This is a genomic window from Ancylobacter defluvii (assembly GCF_018390605.1).
GTDB classification, from domain to species: Bacteria; Pseudomonadota; Alphaproteobacteria; order Rhizobiales; family Xanthobacteraceae; genus Ancylobacter; species Ancylobacter defluvii.
Genome location: NZ_JAHBGD010000028.1, coordinates 165,647 through 183,260 on the forward strand (window position 1 = coordinate 165,647; position 17,614 = coordinate 183,260).

At 68.2% G+C, this 17,614-nt stretch carries 17 protein-coding genes; 7 read left to right on the forward strand and 10 right to left on the reverse strand.

Annotated features, from left to right (window positions below; all coding sequences use genetic code 11):
* Nucleotides 1-383: 383 nt before the first annotated feature.
* On the reverse strand, nucleotides 384-1,355 hold the full coding sequence (locus tag KHC24_RS24165; protein WP_246547632.1) for a VOC family protein: 972 nt from the start codon (nucleotides 1,353-1,355) through the stop codon (nucleotides 384-386).
* A gap of 28 nt (nucleotides 1,356-1,383) precedes the next feature.
* On the reverse strand, nucleotides 1,384-2,028 hold the full coding sequence (locus tag KHC24_RS24170) for a DsbA family protein (protein ID WP_213366866.1): 645 nt from the start codon (nucleotides 2,026-2,028) through the stop codon (nucleotides 1,384-1,386).
* 262 nt (nucleotides 2,029-2,290) lie between these two features.
* Here KHC24_RS24170 and KHC24_RS24175 point away from each other — a divergent pair, with 262 nt between their 5' ends.
* The 3 genes from KHC24_RS24175 to KHC24_RS24185 all read left to right on the forward strand — a co-directional run bounded on the left by KHC24_RS24175 (nucleotide 2,291) and on the right by KHC24_RS24185 (nucleotide 4,753).
* Nucleotides 2,291-2,683 (forward strand): RidA family protein, encoded by a 393-nt coding sequence (locus tag KHC24_RS24175; RefSeq protein ID WP_246547634.1) that lies wholly within the window; start codon nucleotides 2,291-2,293, stop codon nucleotides 2,681-2,683.
* 110 nt (nucleotides 2,684-2,793) lie between these two features.
* Complete coding sequence (locus tag KHC24_RS24180; RefSeq protein WP_213366868.1) at nucleotides 2,794-3,843, forward strand: YeiH family protein; 1,050 nt, start codon at nucleotides 2,794-2,796, stop codon at nucleotides 3,841-3,843.
* 19 nt (nucleotides 3,844-3,862) lie between these two features.
* A complete protein-coding gene (locus KHC24_RS24185; protein ID WP_213366871.1) occupies nucleotides 3,863-4,753 on the forward strand; it encodes a LysR family transcriptional regulator in 891 nt (296 codons plus the stop codon).
* 27 nt (nucleotides 4,754-4,780) lie between these two features.
* Here the strand turns inward: KHC24_RS24185 and KHC24_RS24190 are convergent, their stop codons facing one another.
* Complete coding sequence (locus KHC24_RS24190; RefSeq protein ID WP_213366873.1) at nucleotides 4,781-5,254, reverse strand: Lrp/AsnC family transcriptional regulator; 474 nt, start codon at nucleotides 5,252-5,254, stop codon at nucleotides 4,781-4,783.
* Between the two features lie 126 nt (nucleotides 5,255-5,380).
* Between KHC24_RS24190 and KHC24_RS24195 the strand changes: the two genes are divergently transcribed.
* Nucleotides 5,381-7,816 carry a transketolase gene (locus tag KHC24_RS24195; RefSeq protein ID WP_246547636.1) on the forward strand — a complete coding sequence of 812 codons (2,436 nt, stop codon included), beginning with the start codon at nucleotides 5,381-5,383 and terminating at the stop codon, nucleotides 7,814-7,816.
* 6 nt (nucleotides 7,817-7,822) lie between these two features.
* Here KHC24_RS24195 and KHC24_RS24200 read toward each other — a convergent pair whose 3' ends face one another.
* Nucleotides 7,823-8,761: a DMT family transporter gene (locus KHC24_RS24200; protein ID WP_213366875.1), complete on the reverse strand. Its 939-nt coding sequence runs from the start codon at nucleotides 8,759-8,761 to the stop codon at nucleotides 7,823-7,825.
* Nucleotides 8,762-9,157: 396 nt separating this feature from the next.
* Here KHC24_RS24200 and KHC24_RS24205 point away from each other — a divergent pair, with 396 nt between their 5' ends.
* The 3 genes from KHC24_RS24205 (at nucleotide 9,158) to KHC24_RS24215 (ending at nucleotide 12,051) form a co-directional block, all read left to right on the forward strand.
* The gene (locus tag KHC24_RS24205; RefSeq protein WP_213366877.1) at nucleotides 9,158-10,399 is read left to right on the forward strand and encodes an MFS transporter; all 1,242 of its coding nucleotides are present in this window, start codon (nucleotides 9,158-9,160) and stop codon (nucleotides 10,397-10,399) included.
* 260 nt (nucleotides 10,400-10,659) lie between these two features.
* A complete protein-coding gene (locus KHC24_RS24210; RefSeq protein ID WP_213366879.1) occupies nucleotides 10,660-11,142 on the forward strand; it encodes a hypothetical protein in 483 nt (160 codons plus the stop codon).
* Nucleotides 11,143-11,625: 483 nt separating this feature from the next.
* On the forward strand, nucleotides 11,626-12,051 hold the full coding sequence (locus KHC24_RS24215) for a DoxX family protein (RefSeq protein ID WP_213366881.1): 426 nt from the start codon (nucleotides 11,626-11,628) through the stop codon (nucleotides 12,049-12,051).
* Between the two features lie 82 nt (nucleotides 12,052-12,133).
* Here the strand turns inward: KHC24_RS24215 and KHC24_RS24220 are convergent, their stop codons facing one another.
* The 6 genes from KHC24_RS24220 to KHC24_RS24245 form a co-directional block, all read right to left on the reverse strand.
* Nucleotides 12,134-13,918, reverse strand: a complete 1,785-nt coding sequence (locus KHC24_RS24220) for a tetratricopeptide repeat protein (RefSeq protein WP_246547638.1) — start codon at nucleotides 13,916-13,918, stop codon at nucleotides 12,134-12,136.
* Nucleotides 13,919-14,129: 211 nt separating this feature from the next.
* Complete coding sequence (locus KHC24_RS24225; protein ID WP_213366882.1) at nucleotides 14,130-14,543, reverse strand: phage holin family protein; 414 nt, start codon at nucleotides 14,541-14,543, stop codon at nucleotides 14,130-14,132.
* Nucleotides 14,543-14,890 carry a DUF883 family protein gene (locus KHC24_RS24230; RefSeq protein ID WP_213366884.1) on the reverse strand — a complete coding sequence of 116 codons (348 nt, stop codon included), beginning with the start codon at nucleotides 14,888-14,890 and terminating at the stop codon, nucleotides 14,543-14,545. Before KHC24_RS24230 ends, KHC24_RS24225 begins: the two co-directional genes overlap by 1 nt.
* A gap of 78 nt (nucleotides 14,891-14,968) precedes the next feature.
* Nucleotides 14,969-15,685 (reverse strand): tRNA (guanine(46)-N(7))-methyltransferase TrmB, encoded by a 717-nt coding sequence (gene trmB, locus KHC24_RS24235; RefSeq protein WP_213366886.1) that lies wholly within the window; start codon nucleotides 15,683-15,685, stop codon nucleotides 14,969-14,971.
* 128 nt (nucleotides 15,686-15,813) lie between these two features.
* A complete protein-coding gene (gene metK / locus KHC24_RS24240) occupies nucleotides 15,814-17,007 on the reverse strand; it encodes a methionine adenosyltransferase (protein ID WP_213366888.1) in 1,194 nt (397 codons plus the stop codon).
* 138 nt (nucleotides 17,008-17,145) lie between these two features.
* Nucleotides 17,146-17,556, reverse strand: a complete 411-nt coding sequence (locus KHC24_RS24245; RefSeq protein WP_213366890.1) for a helix-turn-helix domain-containing protein — start codon at nucleotides 17,554-17,556, stop codon at nucleotides 17,146-17,148.
* Nucleotides 17,557-17,614 lie beyond the last annotated feature (58 nt).

The following is a 17,614-nucleotide window of genomic DNA, read 5'->3' on the forward strand; positions in this document are numbered from 1 at the left end:
GGTTTGCGCGGGCGAAGCGTGGTGATGATGGGGCTGTGCCCCTCTGGAAAGTGTCTATGTTTAGTACCGCGAAATTGCCTTTGTGACAGACAGTTAGCGCCGCACGCCGGTCTTCCGGCACCGATCGGAGACCTGGAAAAACGCTATACAAATTCGAAATGTCAGGCACGCCTGTTTTTTGAGCAGGCGTCGCCCTTTTCTTGGGTTGCGACCTGGGGTGGCGGCAGCCCTTCGGAGCGCTGCGTCCATTCGCTTTTCTGTCGCGCCGCCGGCGGTTGCGGTCGCCTCGCTGGCGCGGCGGATGCACGTATTCAGCGCAGCCGCTTCGATGGGCGGCTGCCGTTTCCCCAAGGGCAGGTTGTCGTGCCGTGCAGTGTCGCGGCTCAGGCCGGCCGCAGCCGCACCGTGGTGCCCCACGGGTCGCGTGCCTCGATGCCGCCGGCGGTCTCGGTTACCGTCCCGAGGCCTGTCAGCCGCGCCCGCTGGCCGGAATAGAGCCGGAAATCGCCGACCTTCATCGCGAACCAGTCGAGGCCGAGTTCTCCCGGCCGGCGCATCGGCGCGCCCAGGCTCTGCCAGCTGTTCACCGCCACATGGTGGTGATAGCCGCCGGAGGACAGGAAGGCGGCGTCCGGACGCTCCGGTCGTGTCGCGTCCAGGCCCAGCGCCGTCTGGTAGAAACCGCGGGCGGCCTCCACCTCGCCGACCCGCAAATGCACATGGCCGATGCGCAGCCCGGCCGGTGCGGCGCGGTAGCTGTCCACCGATCGGTCGGTCAGCGCCACGATGGCGTCGACGTCGAGCGCCTGCGTGCCCATGGTGACGAGGCCGTCCCGCCACCGCCAGCTGGCGCGCGGCCGGTCGGCATAGACCTCGATGCCGTTGCCCTCGGGGTCGGAGAGATAGATCGCCTCGCTGACATTGTGGTCGGCGAGGCCGTCCACCGGCACGTCGATGCGGGCGGCATGCACCAGCCAGCGGGCGAGATCCTCGCGGCTCGGCATCAGATAGGCGACATGGAACAGCCCGGCCGATCCCGGCTCCGGCCCCGGCGCGGCGGGGGCGTGGATGAGGTGCAGCAGCGGCACCCCACCGGCGCCGAGCACCTCGCCATCGGCGGTGCGGGCGAGGATTTCCAGCCCCAGCACCTGCCGGTAATAGGCGCTCACCGTGGCGAGGTCGCGCACCCGGAGAGCGGCGGCGTCGATATGGGCGGGAGTGGTCAGCGCGAAGGGCAGGGCGACGGCGGCCGGTGGCGGCGTGCCGGTCGTCTCGCCTGCCGCCAGTGCCCCTTCCATCCGCAACGCGCCTTCGAGCGCGGCGGCGGCTCCGGCGATGCCCGCGAGTTTCAGCATTCCGCGTCGCGTGATCATGGAGGAGCCCTCATGCGGCCGTCAGTGTCGTCAGCAGGGTCGACAGGTCGTGGAACAGGGCGGCCGCCGGCAGCAGGCGGCGTTGGTCGCCTTCCCCGAGCATGAGCGCCGGCACGCCGGCGACGCCGAAGCCGTGCATCTGCTGCCGGGCCGCGGCGATGCGGGCCTGGGTCGCGGCGAGGAGGTCGTCGTCCGGGCACGCCAGTCGCCCGGCTGCCGCCCGAAAGCCGGCGCCGTCGAGCAGAGCGGCGAGCACCGCCGCATCGGTGATGTCGCGCCCGTCGACATAGCGGGCGTGCTGGATCGCCTTGAGCGCGGCCCGCTCGCCTTCCGGTGCGGTCAGGTGCACGGCGGTGAGCGCCAGCGTCGCCGGGCCGGAATCGAAGCGGCGCTGCCGGTCGGCGAGCACCTTGTCGCGATAGGCGGCGGTGAAGCGCTGTCCGGTCAGCTTTTCGATGCGCTGGTCGTTCGCCCAGGCATAGGCGGCAAAGCCACCGTCCATCGGCCGGGCGCCGGCCCCGGCGAACAGCCCGGTCGGCGCCAGTTCGAGCGAAAAGGCCGGGTCGGCGGCCAGCATGTCGAGCGCGGGCCCGGCGCCGTAGCACCAGCCGCACAGCGGGTCGAACAGATAGGTGATGGTTGTCCTGTCGGTCATGCCGGTCTCCCCGCTGCCTCATGCCATGGAACATCGCGGGGCAGAAAGCCGAAGCGGCGGCGAAAGCGCCGGTTCGGGGGCACAAAGTTTCGTGAGGCCAGGCACTTGGCGGTAACTAACGGCTGTGGGCGTGCGTGACGCACGCCTCGGCCTCCGGGCCGATGAAGGACATGGCGCCGGCCCCGTGCTTGCATGGGCGCAGCTCCCGCCGGGCTGCAGTCTCGGTCGGGTCTCGGTGCCTTTCCTTCTGGAGTTTCCTTGCATGTCCGCTCTGTTCCACATGATCGCCGGCGGCCCGAAGCCGGTCGCGCCGTTCAGCCATGCCGTCGAGTGCGACGGCTTCGTCTTCGTCACCGGCCAGATGCCGGACACCCCGGCGGCACCGGGCGTGCTGCCGGAAGGCGTCGAGGCGCAGACGCGCAACGTCATGGAGAATTTGCGCCTCGTGCTCGCCGGGCTCGGTCTCGGCTTCGAGCATGTGGTTTGCACCCGCGCCTTCCTCACCGAGTTTCATGAGGACTACGCCGTCTTCAACGAGACTTATCGCAGCTATTTCCCACAGGGGCGGCTGCCGGCGCGCACCTGCGTCGGCGTCACCGGGCTGGCCTATGGCGCGCGGGTCGAGATCGACTTCATCGCCCATCGCGACGCCTGATCGTTCGTTTCTATCGAACGGAACGATCTAAACAATGCGTTGGATCGATTGATCCATAGCTGCGATCAACGACCCATGCCGAGCATAGCCGGCTGAGGGGAGATCCGGTCATGGCCGCTCGTTCGCACGCCTCAAAGGCACTTGTGCCTGCCGCGTTGTCGCTTCCTTCGAGGGCGGCAGCGCTCTGGCCCGGCCTCGCGCTCACCTCCGCCATCGCCGCCGCCGCCTTCGGCCTGCGCCAGCTGCCCTATATGGGCGGCCTCAGCCCGATGATCCTCGCCATCGTCATCGGCATGATGATGCGCAACACTTTCGGCACACCGGCGCGGTCCCATGCCGGCGTCGTCTTCGCCATGCGCCGCATCCTGCGCTTTGCCATCGTCCTGCTCGGCCTGCAACTCACCGCCGCGCAGGTGGTGGAGGTCGGCGGCACCGGCCTTGCGGTGATCGCGCTGACATTGGTCGCCACCTTCGTCTTCACCACCTGGCTCGGCCGGCTGATCGGCGTTGAGCGCGGCCTCGCCGAGCTGATCGCCGCCGGCACCTCGATCTGTGGTGCCTCGGCGGTGATCGCCACCAACACCGTCACCCGCGCGCCGGACGAGGATGTCGCCTATGCGGTGGCCTGCGTCACCGTGTTCGGCTCCATCGCCATGCTGGTCTATCCGCTGCTGGTCGGGGTGCTCGCGCTTTCGCCGCATGCCTATGGCCTGTGGGCCGGCGCTTCGATCCACGAGATCGCGCAGGTGGTTGCCGCCGCCTATCAGGACGGCGCCGCCGCCGGCGAGTTCGGCACCATCGCCAAGCTGTCGCGGGTGATGCTGCTGGCGCCGGTGGTGCTTGCCCTCGGGCTTATCGCCGCCCGCCGCACCAGCTGGGAGGGCGGGGAGGCCAGCGGCGCTCGCCCGCCGATGCCGTGGTTCGTGCTCGGCTTCCTGGCGCTGGTGGCCTTCAACAGCGCCGTCGCCCTACCGGCTGACCTGAAATCGAGCATGGTGACGCTCACCGCCTTCCTGCTCTCCATGGCGCTGGCGGCGATGGGGCTGGAGACCAGCTTCGTCAAACTGAAGGCCAAGGGCGTCCGTCCCCTGGCGCTGGGCTTCGCCGCCTTTGCCTTCATCGCCGGTTTCAGTCTTATGCTGGTGAAACTCACCGCATGAGCATCGGCGACGGCCCGGAATGACCCTTGAACAGCTGCGCATCTTCGTCGCCGTCGCCGCGCGCCAGCATGTCACCAAGGGGGCGGCGGACCTCAATCTCACCCAGTCGGCCACCAGCGCCGCCATCGCGGCGCTGGAAGCGCGCTACGCGACGCGACTGTTCGATCGTATCGGCCGCCGCATCGAGCTCACCGAGGCGGGAAGGCTGTTCCTGGTCGAGGCGAAGGCGGTGCTGGCGCAGGCGGCCGCCGCCGAGAAGGTGCTGGTCGATCTCGCCGGCCTCGCCCATGGCTCGCTGGCGCTGGTCGCCAGCCAGACCATCGCCGGCTACTGGCTGCCGCGGCAGGTGCAGCGTTTCCGCGCCCGCCATCCCGGCATTTCGGTCGCCATCGCCGTCGGCAACACCGATTTCGTCGCCGGGCAGGTACGGCTCGGCGAGGCCGACCTCGGCTTTGCCGAGGGCGAGGTCGATGAGCCGGCGCTGGCGGTGCTGCCGGTGGCGCGGGACGAGATGGTGCTGGTGACCCCGGTCACCCATTCCTGGGCCTGGCGCCCGCCGGCCGCACCGGAGCAACTGCTCGCCGGCCCATGGGTGCTGCGCGAGCCGGGATCGGGCACCCGCGCGGTGCTGGAGGCCCATCTCGCCAGCCTAGGCCTGTCGGCGGAGCGGCTGAACGTGGCGCTGGAATATCCCTCCAATGAGGCGGTGCGGGCGGCGGTGGAGGCCGGCAGCGGCGTCACCGTGCTTTCGCGCCGGGTGGCGGCGAGCGCCATCCGCGCCGGCACGCTTGCCGAGATCGCCTTCCCGCTGCCGACGCGCCGCTTTCTGGCCTTGCGCCACAAGGAGCGCTACCGCACGCGGGCGGCGCAGGCCTTCCTCGATCTGGTCGCCGAGACCGACGGCGACTAGAACCTCCGCGACTGGAACCTCCGCGGCTCACGCGCCGACCGGCAGCCCCTGCGCATGCTTCACCTGCCCGAGGGCGAAGCTCGATTCGATCGAGGCGACACCCTCGAGCCGGGTCAGCGTCCGCTTGAGGAAGGCTTCATAGGCTGGCAGGTCCTTGACCACGATGCGCAGCAGATAGTCGCGCTGCCCGGTCATCAGGTAGCACTCGACGATCTCCGGCCACCGCATGATCGCCTTGGCGAAGCGGTCGAGCTCCTCCTCGCGCTGGCGCTCCAGCTTGATCGAGGCGAAGACGCTGATCGGCAGCCCGACCTTGTCCTGGTCGAGCACCGCGACATAGCGCTGGATCACCCCGGCCGCCTCCAGCTGCCGCACCCGGCGGGCGCAGGGCGAGGGCGAAAGCCCGACCAATGCGCTGAGTTGCTCCATGGTGGCATGGGCGTCCGCCTGTAGCGCGGCGAGGAGCTTGCGGTCGATGGCATCGAGGACGATTTCGGTCATGTTCGGCCACGTTAAGCGCCAAAATTGGTTCTTCCAGCCAATATGACGCGCTTTCATGCTTGAGAATAGCTGCAACCGTGCCTTGGGCGGGCGTAATCTTCTCCATCTGCATGCCGGAGAGAGAACATGGCCGCGCAACGGATGGAAGGCCGGGATCATCCCCAGAGACCGGCGGAAGACGAACTGGCGGAACTTGAGAAAAAGCTGCTGTGGCTGGCGACGTGGACCATCCATAACGCCAACCATGTCCGCCCGAATATCGACGGGCTGAAGGTGGGCGGCCATCAGGCCTCCTCCGCCTCGCTCGCCACCGTGATGGCGGCGCTTTACCTCAAGGCGCTGCGTCCCGAGGACCGGGTGGCGGTGAAGCCGCATGCCAGCCCGGTGTTCCATTCCATCCAGTATCTGTTCGGCAACCAGAGCCGGGAGAAGCTGGAGAATTTCCGCGGCTATAAGGGCGCGCAGTCCTATCCCTCGCGCACCAAGGATGTCGACGACGTCGATTTCTCCACCGGCTCGGTCGGCCTCGGCGTCGCCCAGACGCTGTTCGCCTCGCTGGTGCAGGATTTCTTGCGGGCGAAAGACCTCGGCCATGGCCCGGAAGGCAGCCGCCCGGAAGGCAAGATGGTCGCGCTGGTCGGCGATGCCGAAATGGACGAAGGCAACATCTTCGAGGCGCTGCTCGAAGGCTGGAAGCATGGCCTGCGCAATTGCTGGTGGATCGTCGACTATAACCGCCAGAGCCTCGACGCCGTGGTGCGCGAGGGCCTGTGGGAACGCGTCGAATCGATCTTCCGCAATTTCGGCTGGGATGTGGTGATCCTGAAATATGGCCGGCTGCTGGAGGCCGCCTTCGCCGAGCCGGGCGGCGAGGCCTTGCGCCGCTTCATCGATACCTGCCCCAACCAGCTCTATTCCGCCCTCACCTTCCAGGGCGGCAAGGCCTGGCGCAAGCGCCTCAACGACGACATCGGCGACCAGGGGCCGGTGACGGCGTTGATCGAGCGCCGCTCCGACGAGGAGCTGGCGCGGCTGATGAGCAATCTCGGCGGCCATGATCTGCCCTCGCTTACCGAGGCGTTCGAGGCGGCGCGCAAGCATGACCGCCCGGTCTGCTTCATCGCCTACACCGTCAAGGGCTATGGCCTGCCGCTCGCCGGCCACAAGGACAACCACGCCGGGCTGATGACCCCGGCGCAGATGGAAGACCTGCGCAGGCGCCACGCCATCCGCCCGGGCCATGAATGGGAGCCGTTCGAGGGGCTCGCCCTGCCGGCCGAGCGGCTCCAGGCCTTTCTCGATGCCGCGCCGTTCAATGCCAGGGGAACCCGCCGCCATGAGGCGCCGGCGCTCGCCCTCCCGGCCAGGCTCGACGTCGCGCTTCAGCCGGCGATGTCGACCCAGCAGGGCTTCGGCCTTCTCATGCACGAGATCGCCAAGCGCGACGACGATTTCGCCGCCCGCGTCGTCACCACCTCGCCGGATGTCACCGTCTCCACCAATCTCGGTGCCTTCGTGAACCGGCGCGGCCTGTTCGCCCGCGAATCCCTGGCCGACACCTTCAAGCGCGAGCGCATCCCCTCGACCTTCAACTGGGAGTTCTCGCCCAAGGGCCAGCACATGGAGCTCGGCATCGCTGAGATGAACCTGTTCCTCATGCTCTCGGCGCTCGGCCTGTCGCATTCGCTGTTTGGCGAGCGGCTGCTGCCGGTCGGCACGCTCTACGACCCGTTCATCGAGCGCGGCCTCGATGCGCTGAACTATGCCTGCTACCAGGATGCCCGCTTCCTCATCGCCGCCACGCCCTCCGGCGTGACGCTGGCGCCGGAGGGCGGTGCCCACCAGTCGATCGCCACGCCGTTGATCGGCATGGCGCAGGACGGGCTGGCCAGTTTCGAGCCGGCCTTCGTCGACGAGCTGGCGGTGATCATGCGCTTCGCCTTCGACTACATGCAGCGCTCCGGCCCGGCCGAGCACGATGCTAACGGCCTGTCCGATGCGCATGGGGGCGCCGCCTATCTGCGCCTGTCGACGCGCTCCATCGAGCAGCCGCGCCGCGCCATGGACGCCGCGCTCGCCGCCGACATCGTCGCCGGCGGCTACTGGCTGCGCCGGCCGGGGCCGAACGCGCAGGTGGTGGTGGCCTATACCGGCGCGCTGGCGCCGGAGGCCATCGAGGCGGTCGGCCTGATCGCCGAGGACCGCCGCGATGTCGGCCTGCTCGCCGTTACCTCCGCCGACCGGCTGCATGCCGGCTGGACCGGCGCCCAGCGCCTGCGCGAGCGGGGCGAGGTGGGGGAGGCGCATGTCGAGCGGCTGCTGGCCGAGGTGCCCGGCCAAAGCGCCCTCGTCACCGTCATCGACGGCCATCCGGCGACGCTGGGCTGGCTCGGAGCGGTGCAGGGTCATCGGGTGCGGGCGCTCGGGGTGGAGCGCTTCGGCCAGACCGGCACGCTGGCCGATCTCTACCGCCATTACGGCATCGACGCGCAGGGTATCGCCCGCGCCGCGCAATCGATGACCCCCGGCCGACCGATCCGCCATTTGCGCGCGGTGGGATGACGCGGTTCAGCGTCGCCCGCTGAGCACGATGGCGATGCTGGCGAGCACGATGCCGAGGCCGAGCAGCGAAACCGGCGCGATCTCCTCGCCCAGCAACACCCAGCCGAGCAGGACGCCGATGATCGGGTTCACATAGGCGAAGGTCGAGGCGATCACCGGGCTGAAGGCGCCGATGACGCGGATATAGGACGTCAGCCCGATCACCGAGGCGAAGACGATCAGGAAGCCGAAGGCCAGCCATTGCCGAGTGCTCGGCATGTCCGGCAGCGGCGCGTGCTCGCCGGCCGCTACGACGGTGAGCACCAGCGCGGCGGTGAGCAGTTGCAGCGTCGCCGCCCATTCCGGCCGCATCCGCTTCATCAGCGGCCGCTGCACGATGGTGCCGAGCGACCAGCTGAGCCCGGCGCCGACGAGGAAAAGAACGGTGAGGCCGGCATAGCCCGGCTCGATGATCGCCGTGCCGGTGCCGATCAGCGTCGGCGCCACCACCAGGAACAGCCCGGCGAGGCCGAGCACCAGTCCCAGCACCACCCGCCGGGCCGGCAGGGCGCGGGCGATGAGAAGTTCGAGCAGGCAGCTCCACAGCGGGATCGCGCCCATCGCCATGACGATGAAGCTCGACGTGGCATGGCGCGAGGCGAGGGTGGCCAGCCCGTTGCCGCCGACCCACATCAGCAGCCCGGTGGCGGCGCATAGCGCGATATCGCGCCGGGTCAGGTGCGGCACCCGCCGGGTGCGGGCCAGTGCCACCGCGCCGATCAGCAGCGCCGCCCCCCACATGCGCGTTGATTGCAATTGCGGCACGGTGATCGCCGCCGGGCCGGAGATGCAGATCTTCACCGCCAGATAGGCTCCGCCCCAGACGACATAGATGATGAGGAGATGGGCATAGGCGGAGAATGGAATGGCGGGAGTGCCGGAACGGTCGGCGGCAGTGGGGGCCATGATTCGGAAGCAGCCTGTGGGGTGTGGCTTTGGGGCGATGCGAGGAGAAGATCGCGGTGCCGCGGTCATCGGCGGGGTGCGCCGGCACCGCTGCGAGGGTGACGCCGGCCGGACGGATTCCGGCCGGCGCCAGCCATCCCACACCTCGGCGGTCCCGGCAATGAAGCCCTTTGGTTGACGTAGCGTCCCTGCCGATGCGGCACCCATCGCGCGGCCGGGCACCCGCTGGCAGCCGTCGGCCCTGCCCGGATGAGCGGCGGTTCGGTACATGGCAACGGCCATGCGAAGCGGCCGGATCCATCTATTAAGCTGATGACCGACCGGAAAATTATTCGTTTCTATCGCCCGCGACAGGGCTGTAGTTTGCCGCCTTCAGCTCATCGCCGGGATGATCGCATGTCCGCCGCCTCCCCCTCCTCCGCTTCCGGCATGGCGCGGCGCGCCCCGCTCATCATCGTGCTGTGCGGCTGCCTCATCGCCATGCTCACCTTCGGGCCGCGGGCGTCCTCCGGTATCTTCCTGCTGCCGATGACCGCCGAATATGGCTGGGGACGCGATACGTTCGGCCTCGCCATCGCCATCCAGAACCTGCTCTGGGGCCTCGGCACCCCGTTTGCCGGCGCCATTGCCGATCGCTACGGCGTCGCCCGCGTGCTGTGCGCCGGCGCTGTGCTCTATGCCGCCGGCCTCGCCCTGATGGCGTATGCCTCGACGCCCGGCCTGCTGCATCTCTCGGCCGGCGTCATCGTCGGCTTCGGCCTGTCGGGCTGCTCCTTCAACATCGTGCTCGCCGCCTTCGGCAAGATGCTGCCGGACCGCTGGCGGCCCATGGCCTTCGGCGCCGGTACCGCCGCCGGATCCTTCGGCCAGTTCCTGTTCCCGCCGCTGGCCGCCGGGCTGATCGGCAGCGTCGGCTGGCAGGAGACGCTGATCGTGTTCGGCGGTGCCATGCTGATGGTGATGCCGCTCGCGGTGGCGCTGATGAGCCCGCCGCGCGTGGCGGTGGCCAGCGCCGAGCCGAAGCAGACCATCGGCGCCGCGCTCGGCCAGGCCTTCCGGCATCCGAGCTACGTGTTCCTGGTGCTTGGCTTCTTCACCTGCGGCTTCCAGCTCGCCTTCGTCACCACGCATCTGCCGGCCTATCTCACCGATCGCGGCCTCTCCATCACCATTGGCGGCTGGACGCTGGCGGTGATCGGCCTTGCCAACATGGTCGGCTCGCTCTCCTCGGGCTGGCTGTCGTCGCGCTTCTCGCGCCGGCTGTTGCTGGCCTGGATCTATTTCGCCCGCGGCGTCGTCATCATCGTCTTCATCCTGCTGCCGGCGAGCCCGATCACCTCCATCGGCTTCGGCATCGGCATCGGCCTCTTGTGGCTCTCCACCGTGCCGCCGACTTCCGGCCTGGTCATGCTGATGTTCGGCACCCGCTATCTCGCCATGCTCTACGGCTTTGCCTTTTTCAGCCATCAGGTCGGCGGCTTCCTCGGCGTGTGGCTGGGCGGCCTGCTCTATGAGCGGCTCGGCTCCTACGATCTGGTGTGGTGGCTGTCGGTGGCGCTGTCCTTCGCCTCGGCGGTGATCAACCTGCCGATCGTCGAGCGTCCGGTGGCCGAGCGCCGGCATCCCGCCGCCGCCTGACAGCGGGGACCACGGAGCCGGGCATCCTCGGAGCCGGCCCATGGCAGCCGGCGCCAGCCGGCCGCGTTGGCGAGCTGTTAACCATCGCGCACGCATATTGCGGCGGCGGCGTAGCAATCCTGCAACAGGTGTGACGCGACGTGAGCCCTTGCGGTGCCGGGTTCCGGCCCGGCTCTTGCGGGATCTGGCATTTGCGACGCATCGTGACGTGGCGGTTCTCCAGGGGCTTGGGGGCACTCCATCTGATAGGAAGGTTCCGGATGCGGATCACCAACGTTCTGCTGTCTGCTGCTGCGCTCACCGCCTGCGCCGTCGGAATGTCGTCGGGCGCATCGGCCGATCCGCTGACGCCGCAGGCTGCCGAGCGCTTCGTGCTGGGGCGCACCTTTTCCTATAGCTGCTACGAAGGCACGGTCGGCTCCGGCCGGGTGCTGAAGGACGGTTCGGTGGCGGGCACCATCCAGGTGCGCGGCAAGGGCAATGCCCGCTATGTCACCCTGCCGGCGGGCACGGTGCAGACCTCGTCCGAGAAGATCTGCGCCAAGCTGAAGGGCGTCGCCTATCAGCCCTGCTTCGAGCTGGAGAAGACCGCGGCGGATGCGTTCCGCGGCAATCTCGCCGGCTTCAACCAGATGTGGTGCGAGTTCAAGCGCGGCGGCAGCGGCCGCACCCGGCTGGTGGAGCGGTCGCGAAACACGCCGGCAGCGGGCACCAAGACCGCGCAGATCGAAAGCGTCCACTGACAACACCTCGCCGAGCGAGCACCGGACCGGACCGCGCGGCTTCGGGCTGATGCCGGCGTCCCGTCGCCGGTTCCTTGCGGCACGCTGCCGCCTCGGCGTCAGGTCCAATCATTTCGCCGGTTTTCAACCGTCGCGCCTTTGCCCACCGCCACGCCCCCGGGCAGGGGCGGCCGGCGCGAATGATCGTGCGCGTGGCGCGGCGAAAAGACGATAGCGCCGAAAGACAGCCGCCGCGCCCAGCCCCTCACGCCAGGGTGCCGCCGACACCACTGCGATTGAGGCGTCTTGGGTCGAGGTGTCTTTGGGACGAGGGATGTCAGCCCTCATCAGCCGGAGAGGCCCATCGTCAGAATTGCAGAATCGCAATATATCTTGAGTTTTTACGGCTATCGCGTGCCGTGATGCGATGAGCTAGCTGTGGTGCACGACATCTGCAATCGGAATTCTTCCGGCACCCTCGTCACCACACACGGATATCACGTCATGCTCGACACCCGCTCCGCCCCTTATGGCATCTTCGTCCTGCGCGTCGCCCTCGGTCTCATGTGGATCTCGCACGCGCTGCTGAAGTATGTCGTGTTCACCGTCCCCGGCTTCGCCGGCTATCTCGAGAGCCTGGGCATGCCCGGCGTCCTCGCCGGCCCGGTGATCCTCGCCGAACTGGTCGGCGGCATTCTCATCGTCGCCGGCCTCTATGCCCGCCACGTCGCCCTGCTGATGATCCCGGTGATGGCCGGCGCCATGAGCGCGCATCTCGGCAATGGCTGGCTGTTCTCCGCCGCCGGCGGTGGCTGGGAATATCCCGCCTTCCTGATCGCGACGTCCTTCGCCCTGTGGCTGCTCGGCGACGGCGCCTATGCGCTGCGCTCGCGCCCGCTATTCTTCGTCGGCCGTCTCGCCAACGCCTGATCGGATAAGCCCCAACATGCAAGTGCCGGCCAGATGGTCCACCTGGCCGGCACGTTGCTTAAGTCATGGAAGCCTCGGACACTCAGCCGCCGCCGCCCGGCTTCGTCGCCTCGGCCGGCACTGCCGGCTTGGCGGCCGAGGTGTTGTTCTGCGCCGCCTCGGTGGTCTGTGCCTCGTCGAGGCCGACCGCGATCTTGCGCTCGATCTTGGCGAGGTCGGCCGGTTCCGGGTTGAGGTCGCGGGCATGGTTCCACTTGAACCGCGCCTCCAGATGCCGCCCGACCTTCCAATAGGCGTCGCCGAGATGGTCGTTGATCACCGCCTCGTTCGGCTTCAGCTCGACGGCCCGCTCGAGCTCGCGCACCGCATCGTCATATTTGCCGATGCGGTAATAGGCCCAGCCCAGGCTGTCGATGAAATAGCCGTCATCCGGCCGGAGCGTCACCGCCTTGCGGATCATCTCCATGCCCTCGTCGAGATTGACGCCCTGGTCGATCCAGGAGTAGCCGAGATAGTTCAGCACATGCGGCTGGTCGGGGCGCAGCTCCAGCGCCTTCTTCAGGTCGGCTTCCGACTTCGCCCACTGCTTGGTGCGCTCGTAGCCGATGCCGCGGAAATAGAACAGCATCCAGTTCTGGCCGGTCGGCGTGCCGATCCGGTCGATCGCCTTGCTATAGATATCGATCGATTTGTCGAATTGCTCATTGGCGCGCAGCACGTCGCCGAACGCCATCATGGCGCGCAGGTCCTTCGGGTTGCGGGCGAGCGCCTCTTCCAGCGTCTTCTCCGCCTCGTCCTTCTTGCCGGCGGCGTTGAGATTGATGCCGAGCTGGATGTCGGCGTTCAGCTTGAGCGGCGAATCCGCCGGCACGGCGCGGAACAGCGCAATCGCCTCGTCATGCTTGTTGAGGCTTTCGAACAGGTCGGCGAGCGTCACCTCGATCAGCGGATGCGAGGGATCGAGCCAGCGGCCGAGCTGCAGATAGACCATGGCGAGGTCTTCGCCGCCCTGGCGGCCGAGCGCGGCGCCGAGGCCGTACATCACCTCGGCGGCGCCGGCCTGCGGCGTGTCGATCAGCGGCGGCAGCGTCTTGCCGGCGTCGAGCAGCGCCATCGAGCGTTCGACCAGCGGGTCGTCCGGCGCCACCTTGTCATAGGCCTCGTAGGTATCGATCGCGAGCTTCTTGTTGCCGCTGCGCGAGGCCCAGCGGGCATAGGCATCGACCACCCGCAGCGAGCGCAGATCGACCTTCAGCGCCTGTTCCAGCCGCTGGCCGGCTTCCTTGCGGATGCCGGCGGCGTCGAGGATCAACCCCGCATGCAGCGACTTGAAGCCGAGATACCATTCCGGCCCCTGCAATTCGTCGATGGCGGCGACCGCCTGGCGGGCATTGCCCGAGCCGAACTGCGCCCAGGCGCTGAGCAGCGTCGAGTTGAGCTCGGCAATGGCGCCGTCGCCGGCCCGGCGCAGATTGGAGCGCGCGGTGACATATTGCTTGGCCTTGATCGCCTTCACGCCCAGCACAAGCCGGGCCAGCGAGTGCTCCGGGTCGATGCGCACGATGCGCTGGGCCAGTTCCACCGCCTCGTCGATCGAGCCGTCGGCGAGCAGGGTCAGGAAGGCCCGCTCCAATATCTCGCCATTGCGCGGGAACACCCGCACCAGTGCGCGATAATAGGCGGCGGCGGCACCGGTATCGCGCTCGGCGAGCGCGAGGCGGGCGGCGAGATAGTTGCCGGCGGGGGAGGAGCGGGCGATCAGCGCCGCCGGAGGCGCATCGGCCTTGACCGCGCTCGCCCCGCCAAGGGCCGTAAGCAGGGCGAGTACGGCCACACCCGGCCGCAGCGACGAGCGTCGAAACGTCAAATCCAGAACCTCCAGCGGCGAAGCTTGGTCAGCCGCGACCGATCCGGCCGCCGACAGCCCAGGTTGCCACTCAAATGGTTACCCAAGTGGTTACCAGGTGGCTGCCTAAGCGGCTCCCCAAATGCCTGCGGGCAGATTGTTCCTTTTTACCCGCTCCTGCAAGAACGGGCGGGTACCGGAACAGCCTGCGTCGCGCACGAAGCCGAGAGTTTCAGATACGTCGGCCAAGAATAAGGCCGGTAATCGCCGCAATCGCGGCAATCCCCACCACCGTCTGGGCGGCGAGCGGCGGCGCCGGCGGTACTGCCGGCCCTTCCGGCGGGCGAATCGGTGCCGCCCGCAGGCCGGCGAACGGCGAGGCCGCCCGCCGCGAAGGTGACTTCAGCCGCGCATAGGCGGCGATCAGCAGGAAAATGCCGACGACGAAGGACAAAGCGGCGATCAGCAGCGCCGCCACCACCGGATCATAGGCTTCGGCCAGCGCGATGAAGAGCGCCACCATCAGGGCGACCAGCGCGCCGCCAAACAGCAGCGCCCCCAGCAAGAGCAGCAGCACGGTTGTCGCGGCGCGGCGCAGCGCAAGGTTGACCTCGGCGCCGACGAAACCGGCCAGCAGCTTCAGCATCACCGGCTCCGCGAGATCAGGCCGAACACGAAGCCGATGCCGAGCGCCGCGACCACTGCGGCGAAGGGATTGCGCTCGATGGCGCCGCTGGCGTCGCGGCAGAGGGCGGAAGCGCAGGCTTTGGCGTCCTCCACGGCGGCGGCGCCTTCGTCGAGCAGGCCGGCGGCGGTGGCTTCCGCCTGCGCCTTGCCGCTGCGCACCTTCTCCTTCACGGTTTCGGCGGCGGCGGCGCCTTCCTGCTTGGCCAGCGTCGCCAGCGATTCGGCGAGCTTGGCGACGTCTTCCCGCAGGGCGGCGAGATCGGCGGTGAGCTTGGAGAAGTCTTCCTGCGGATTCGGATCGGCCATGCTGGTCTCCTGTGCCATACCCCGGTGGGTGCGGGCGATAACGCTTTGGGGGCGTCGCGGTTCCAGCTTATGTGGTAATCAGATGCGCTGGAACTCGTAATAGCCCGGTATTCGTCCCTCGCGCCGCGCCTTGGCCTCATAGCGGGTGCCCGGCCACCCGGCCCAGGGCTGGCGCCAGTCGTCGGCGACCCGCGCCGTCCAGTGGAAGCGGGCGTCGGCGAGCAGGTGGCGCAGCGTCCAGGCGGCATAGTCCTCGACATCGGTGGCAAAGCGGAAATGCCCGCCCGGCATCAGAAGGCGGGCGAAGCGGTCGATATTGTCCGGGCGCACGAAGCGGCGCTTCCAGTGCCGGCGCTTCGGCCAGGGATCGGGATAGAGCAGGTCGATGCGGGCGAGCGAGCCGGCCGGCAGCCGGTCGAGCAGCGGCACCACGTCATCGCCGTAGAGCCGGACATTGGTAAGCCCGGCCTCGACGATGCCGGCCGTCGCCTTGGCGACGCCGTTCACGAAGGCCTCGGCGCCGATATAGCCGATGCCGGGATGCCTTGCGGCCTCGGCCAGCAGGTGTTCGCCGCCGCCGAAGCCGATCTCCAGCCGCACCTCGGCGACCGGCAGCGCGAACAGCGCCGGCAAGGCCTGGTCACTGAGCGTCGCCAGGTCGATCTGCAGGCGCGGCAGATCCTCCTGCAGATGCTGGTTCTGGAGGGCGCGCAGCGGCTTGCCCTTGCGCCGGCCGTAGAAGCCGGTGGCGGGCGCCGCGGCATCGCGGGCGTGCGCGTTGTCCGCGCTGGTCATGAGGCGTCACCGAAAGCAGGGCGGGGCGGACCCGCAGATCCGCCCCGCATTAAGATCAGCCGTGGAAAGGCGCAAGCCGGATCGATGGCCCGGCTGGGTTCTCTCCGGTCGTGGACGCTGGGCTCGGCTCAGCCTACCGCGGCGCGGATCGCCGCGGCGAGGTCGGTGCGCTCCCAGGAGAAGCCGCCATCCTCGTCCGGCGCGCGGCCGAAATGGCCATAGGCGGCGGTACGGGCATAGATCGGCTTGTTGAGCTCGAGATGCTCGCGGATGCCGCGCGGACGCAGGTTCATCACCTCGCGCAGCACCTTCTCCAGCTTGGCCTCGTCGACTTGGCCGGTGCCGTGCAGGTCGACATAGACGGCGAGCGGGTCGGAGACGCCGATCGCATAGGCAAGCTGGATGGTGCAGCGCTGGGCAAGCTCCGCCGCCACCACGTTCTTGGCGAGGTAGCGCGCGGCATAGGCGGCCGAGCGGTCGACCTTGGTCGGGTCCTTGCCGGAGAAGGCACCGCCGCCATGCGGAGCCGCGCCGCCATAGGTGTCGACGATGATCTTGCGGCCGGTCAGGCCGCAATCGCCGTCCGGGCCGCCGATGACGAACTTGCCGGTCGGGTTGACGTGCCAGACGGTCGTCGGGGTGATCCAGTTTTCCGGCAGCGCCTGGCGGATATAGGGTTCGACGATGTTGCGCACGTCGTGCGACGACAGCTCGGCATCGAGATGCTGCGTCGACAGCACGATTTGCGTCACTTCGACCGGCTTGCCGCCCTCATAGCGCACGCTCACCTGGCTCTTGGCGTCGGGGCCGAGCACCGAGCTCTCGCCGGAATGGCGGGCATTGGCCAGCACCTTCAGGATGCGGTGGGCGTAGTAGATCGGCGCCGGCATCAGTTCCGGGGTCTCGCGGCAGGCATAGCCGAACATGATGCCCTGGTCGCCGGCGCCCTCGTCCTTGTTGCCGGCCGAATCGACGCCCTGGGCGATATCGACCGACTGCGCGTGCAGCAGCACCTCGATATCGGCGTCTTCCCAGTGGAAGCCGTCCTGCTCGTAGCCGATGTCCTTGATGGCGAGGCGGGCGATATGGGTAATGAAATCGCGGGTGATGGCGGCCGGGCCGCGGGTCTCGCCGGCGATCACCACGCGGTTGGTGGTGGCGAGGGTCTCGCAGGCGACGCGCAGGTGCCCCGGGTCCCAGCCGAGCTTCGGGCCTTCACGGAAAAAGGCGTCCACCACTTCGTCGGAAATGCGGTCGCAGACCTTGTCGGGATGGCCTTCGGAAACGGATTCGCTGGTAAAAACATAGTCTTGTCGAGACACGCCTCGGCTCCTCATCTCACCACCGGCGCGGCGAAGACGTCCGGCTGCCCCTTTCTGGCAACAGCGACCAGACAGGTCAAGTTTGGCGGCCGGATTTGTTCGGAAAAACGAACGGAGCGGTATGTGCCGCCGGCCGGATCAGGCGCCGTCGTTCTGGTCGGCGAGAGTCTCGACGAGATCGACGATTCGCCGGCGCACCTTGGGATCGGAGATGCGGGTGAAGGCGCGGGTGAGCGCCAGGCCTTCAGAGGTGGCGAGGAAGTCCGCCACATAGGCGGGCGAGGCCTCCTCGGCGAGCCCGGACACCGTGACGCCGGTAGTCGGCGCACCTTCGAAGAAGAACGCGACCGGCACGCCCAGCACGCTGGAAATGTTCTGCAACCGGCTGGCGCCGATGCGGTTGGTGCCTTTTTCGTATTTCTGAATCTGCTGAAAAGTAATACCCAAGCTTTCTCCCAATTTTTCCTGGCTCATATTGATCATCATCCGGCGCATGCGCACCCGGCTGCCAACATGCTTGTCGATTGGGTTGGGAGACTTCTTGGTCATCGGCTTCCCCGATTCGGACAAAAAAATACCTTCCCTCCCTTTTCAGAAAGGAAAAGCG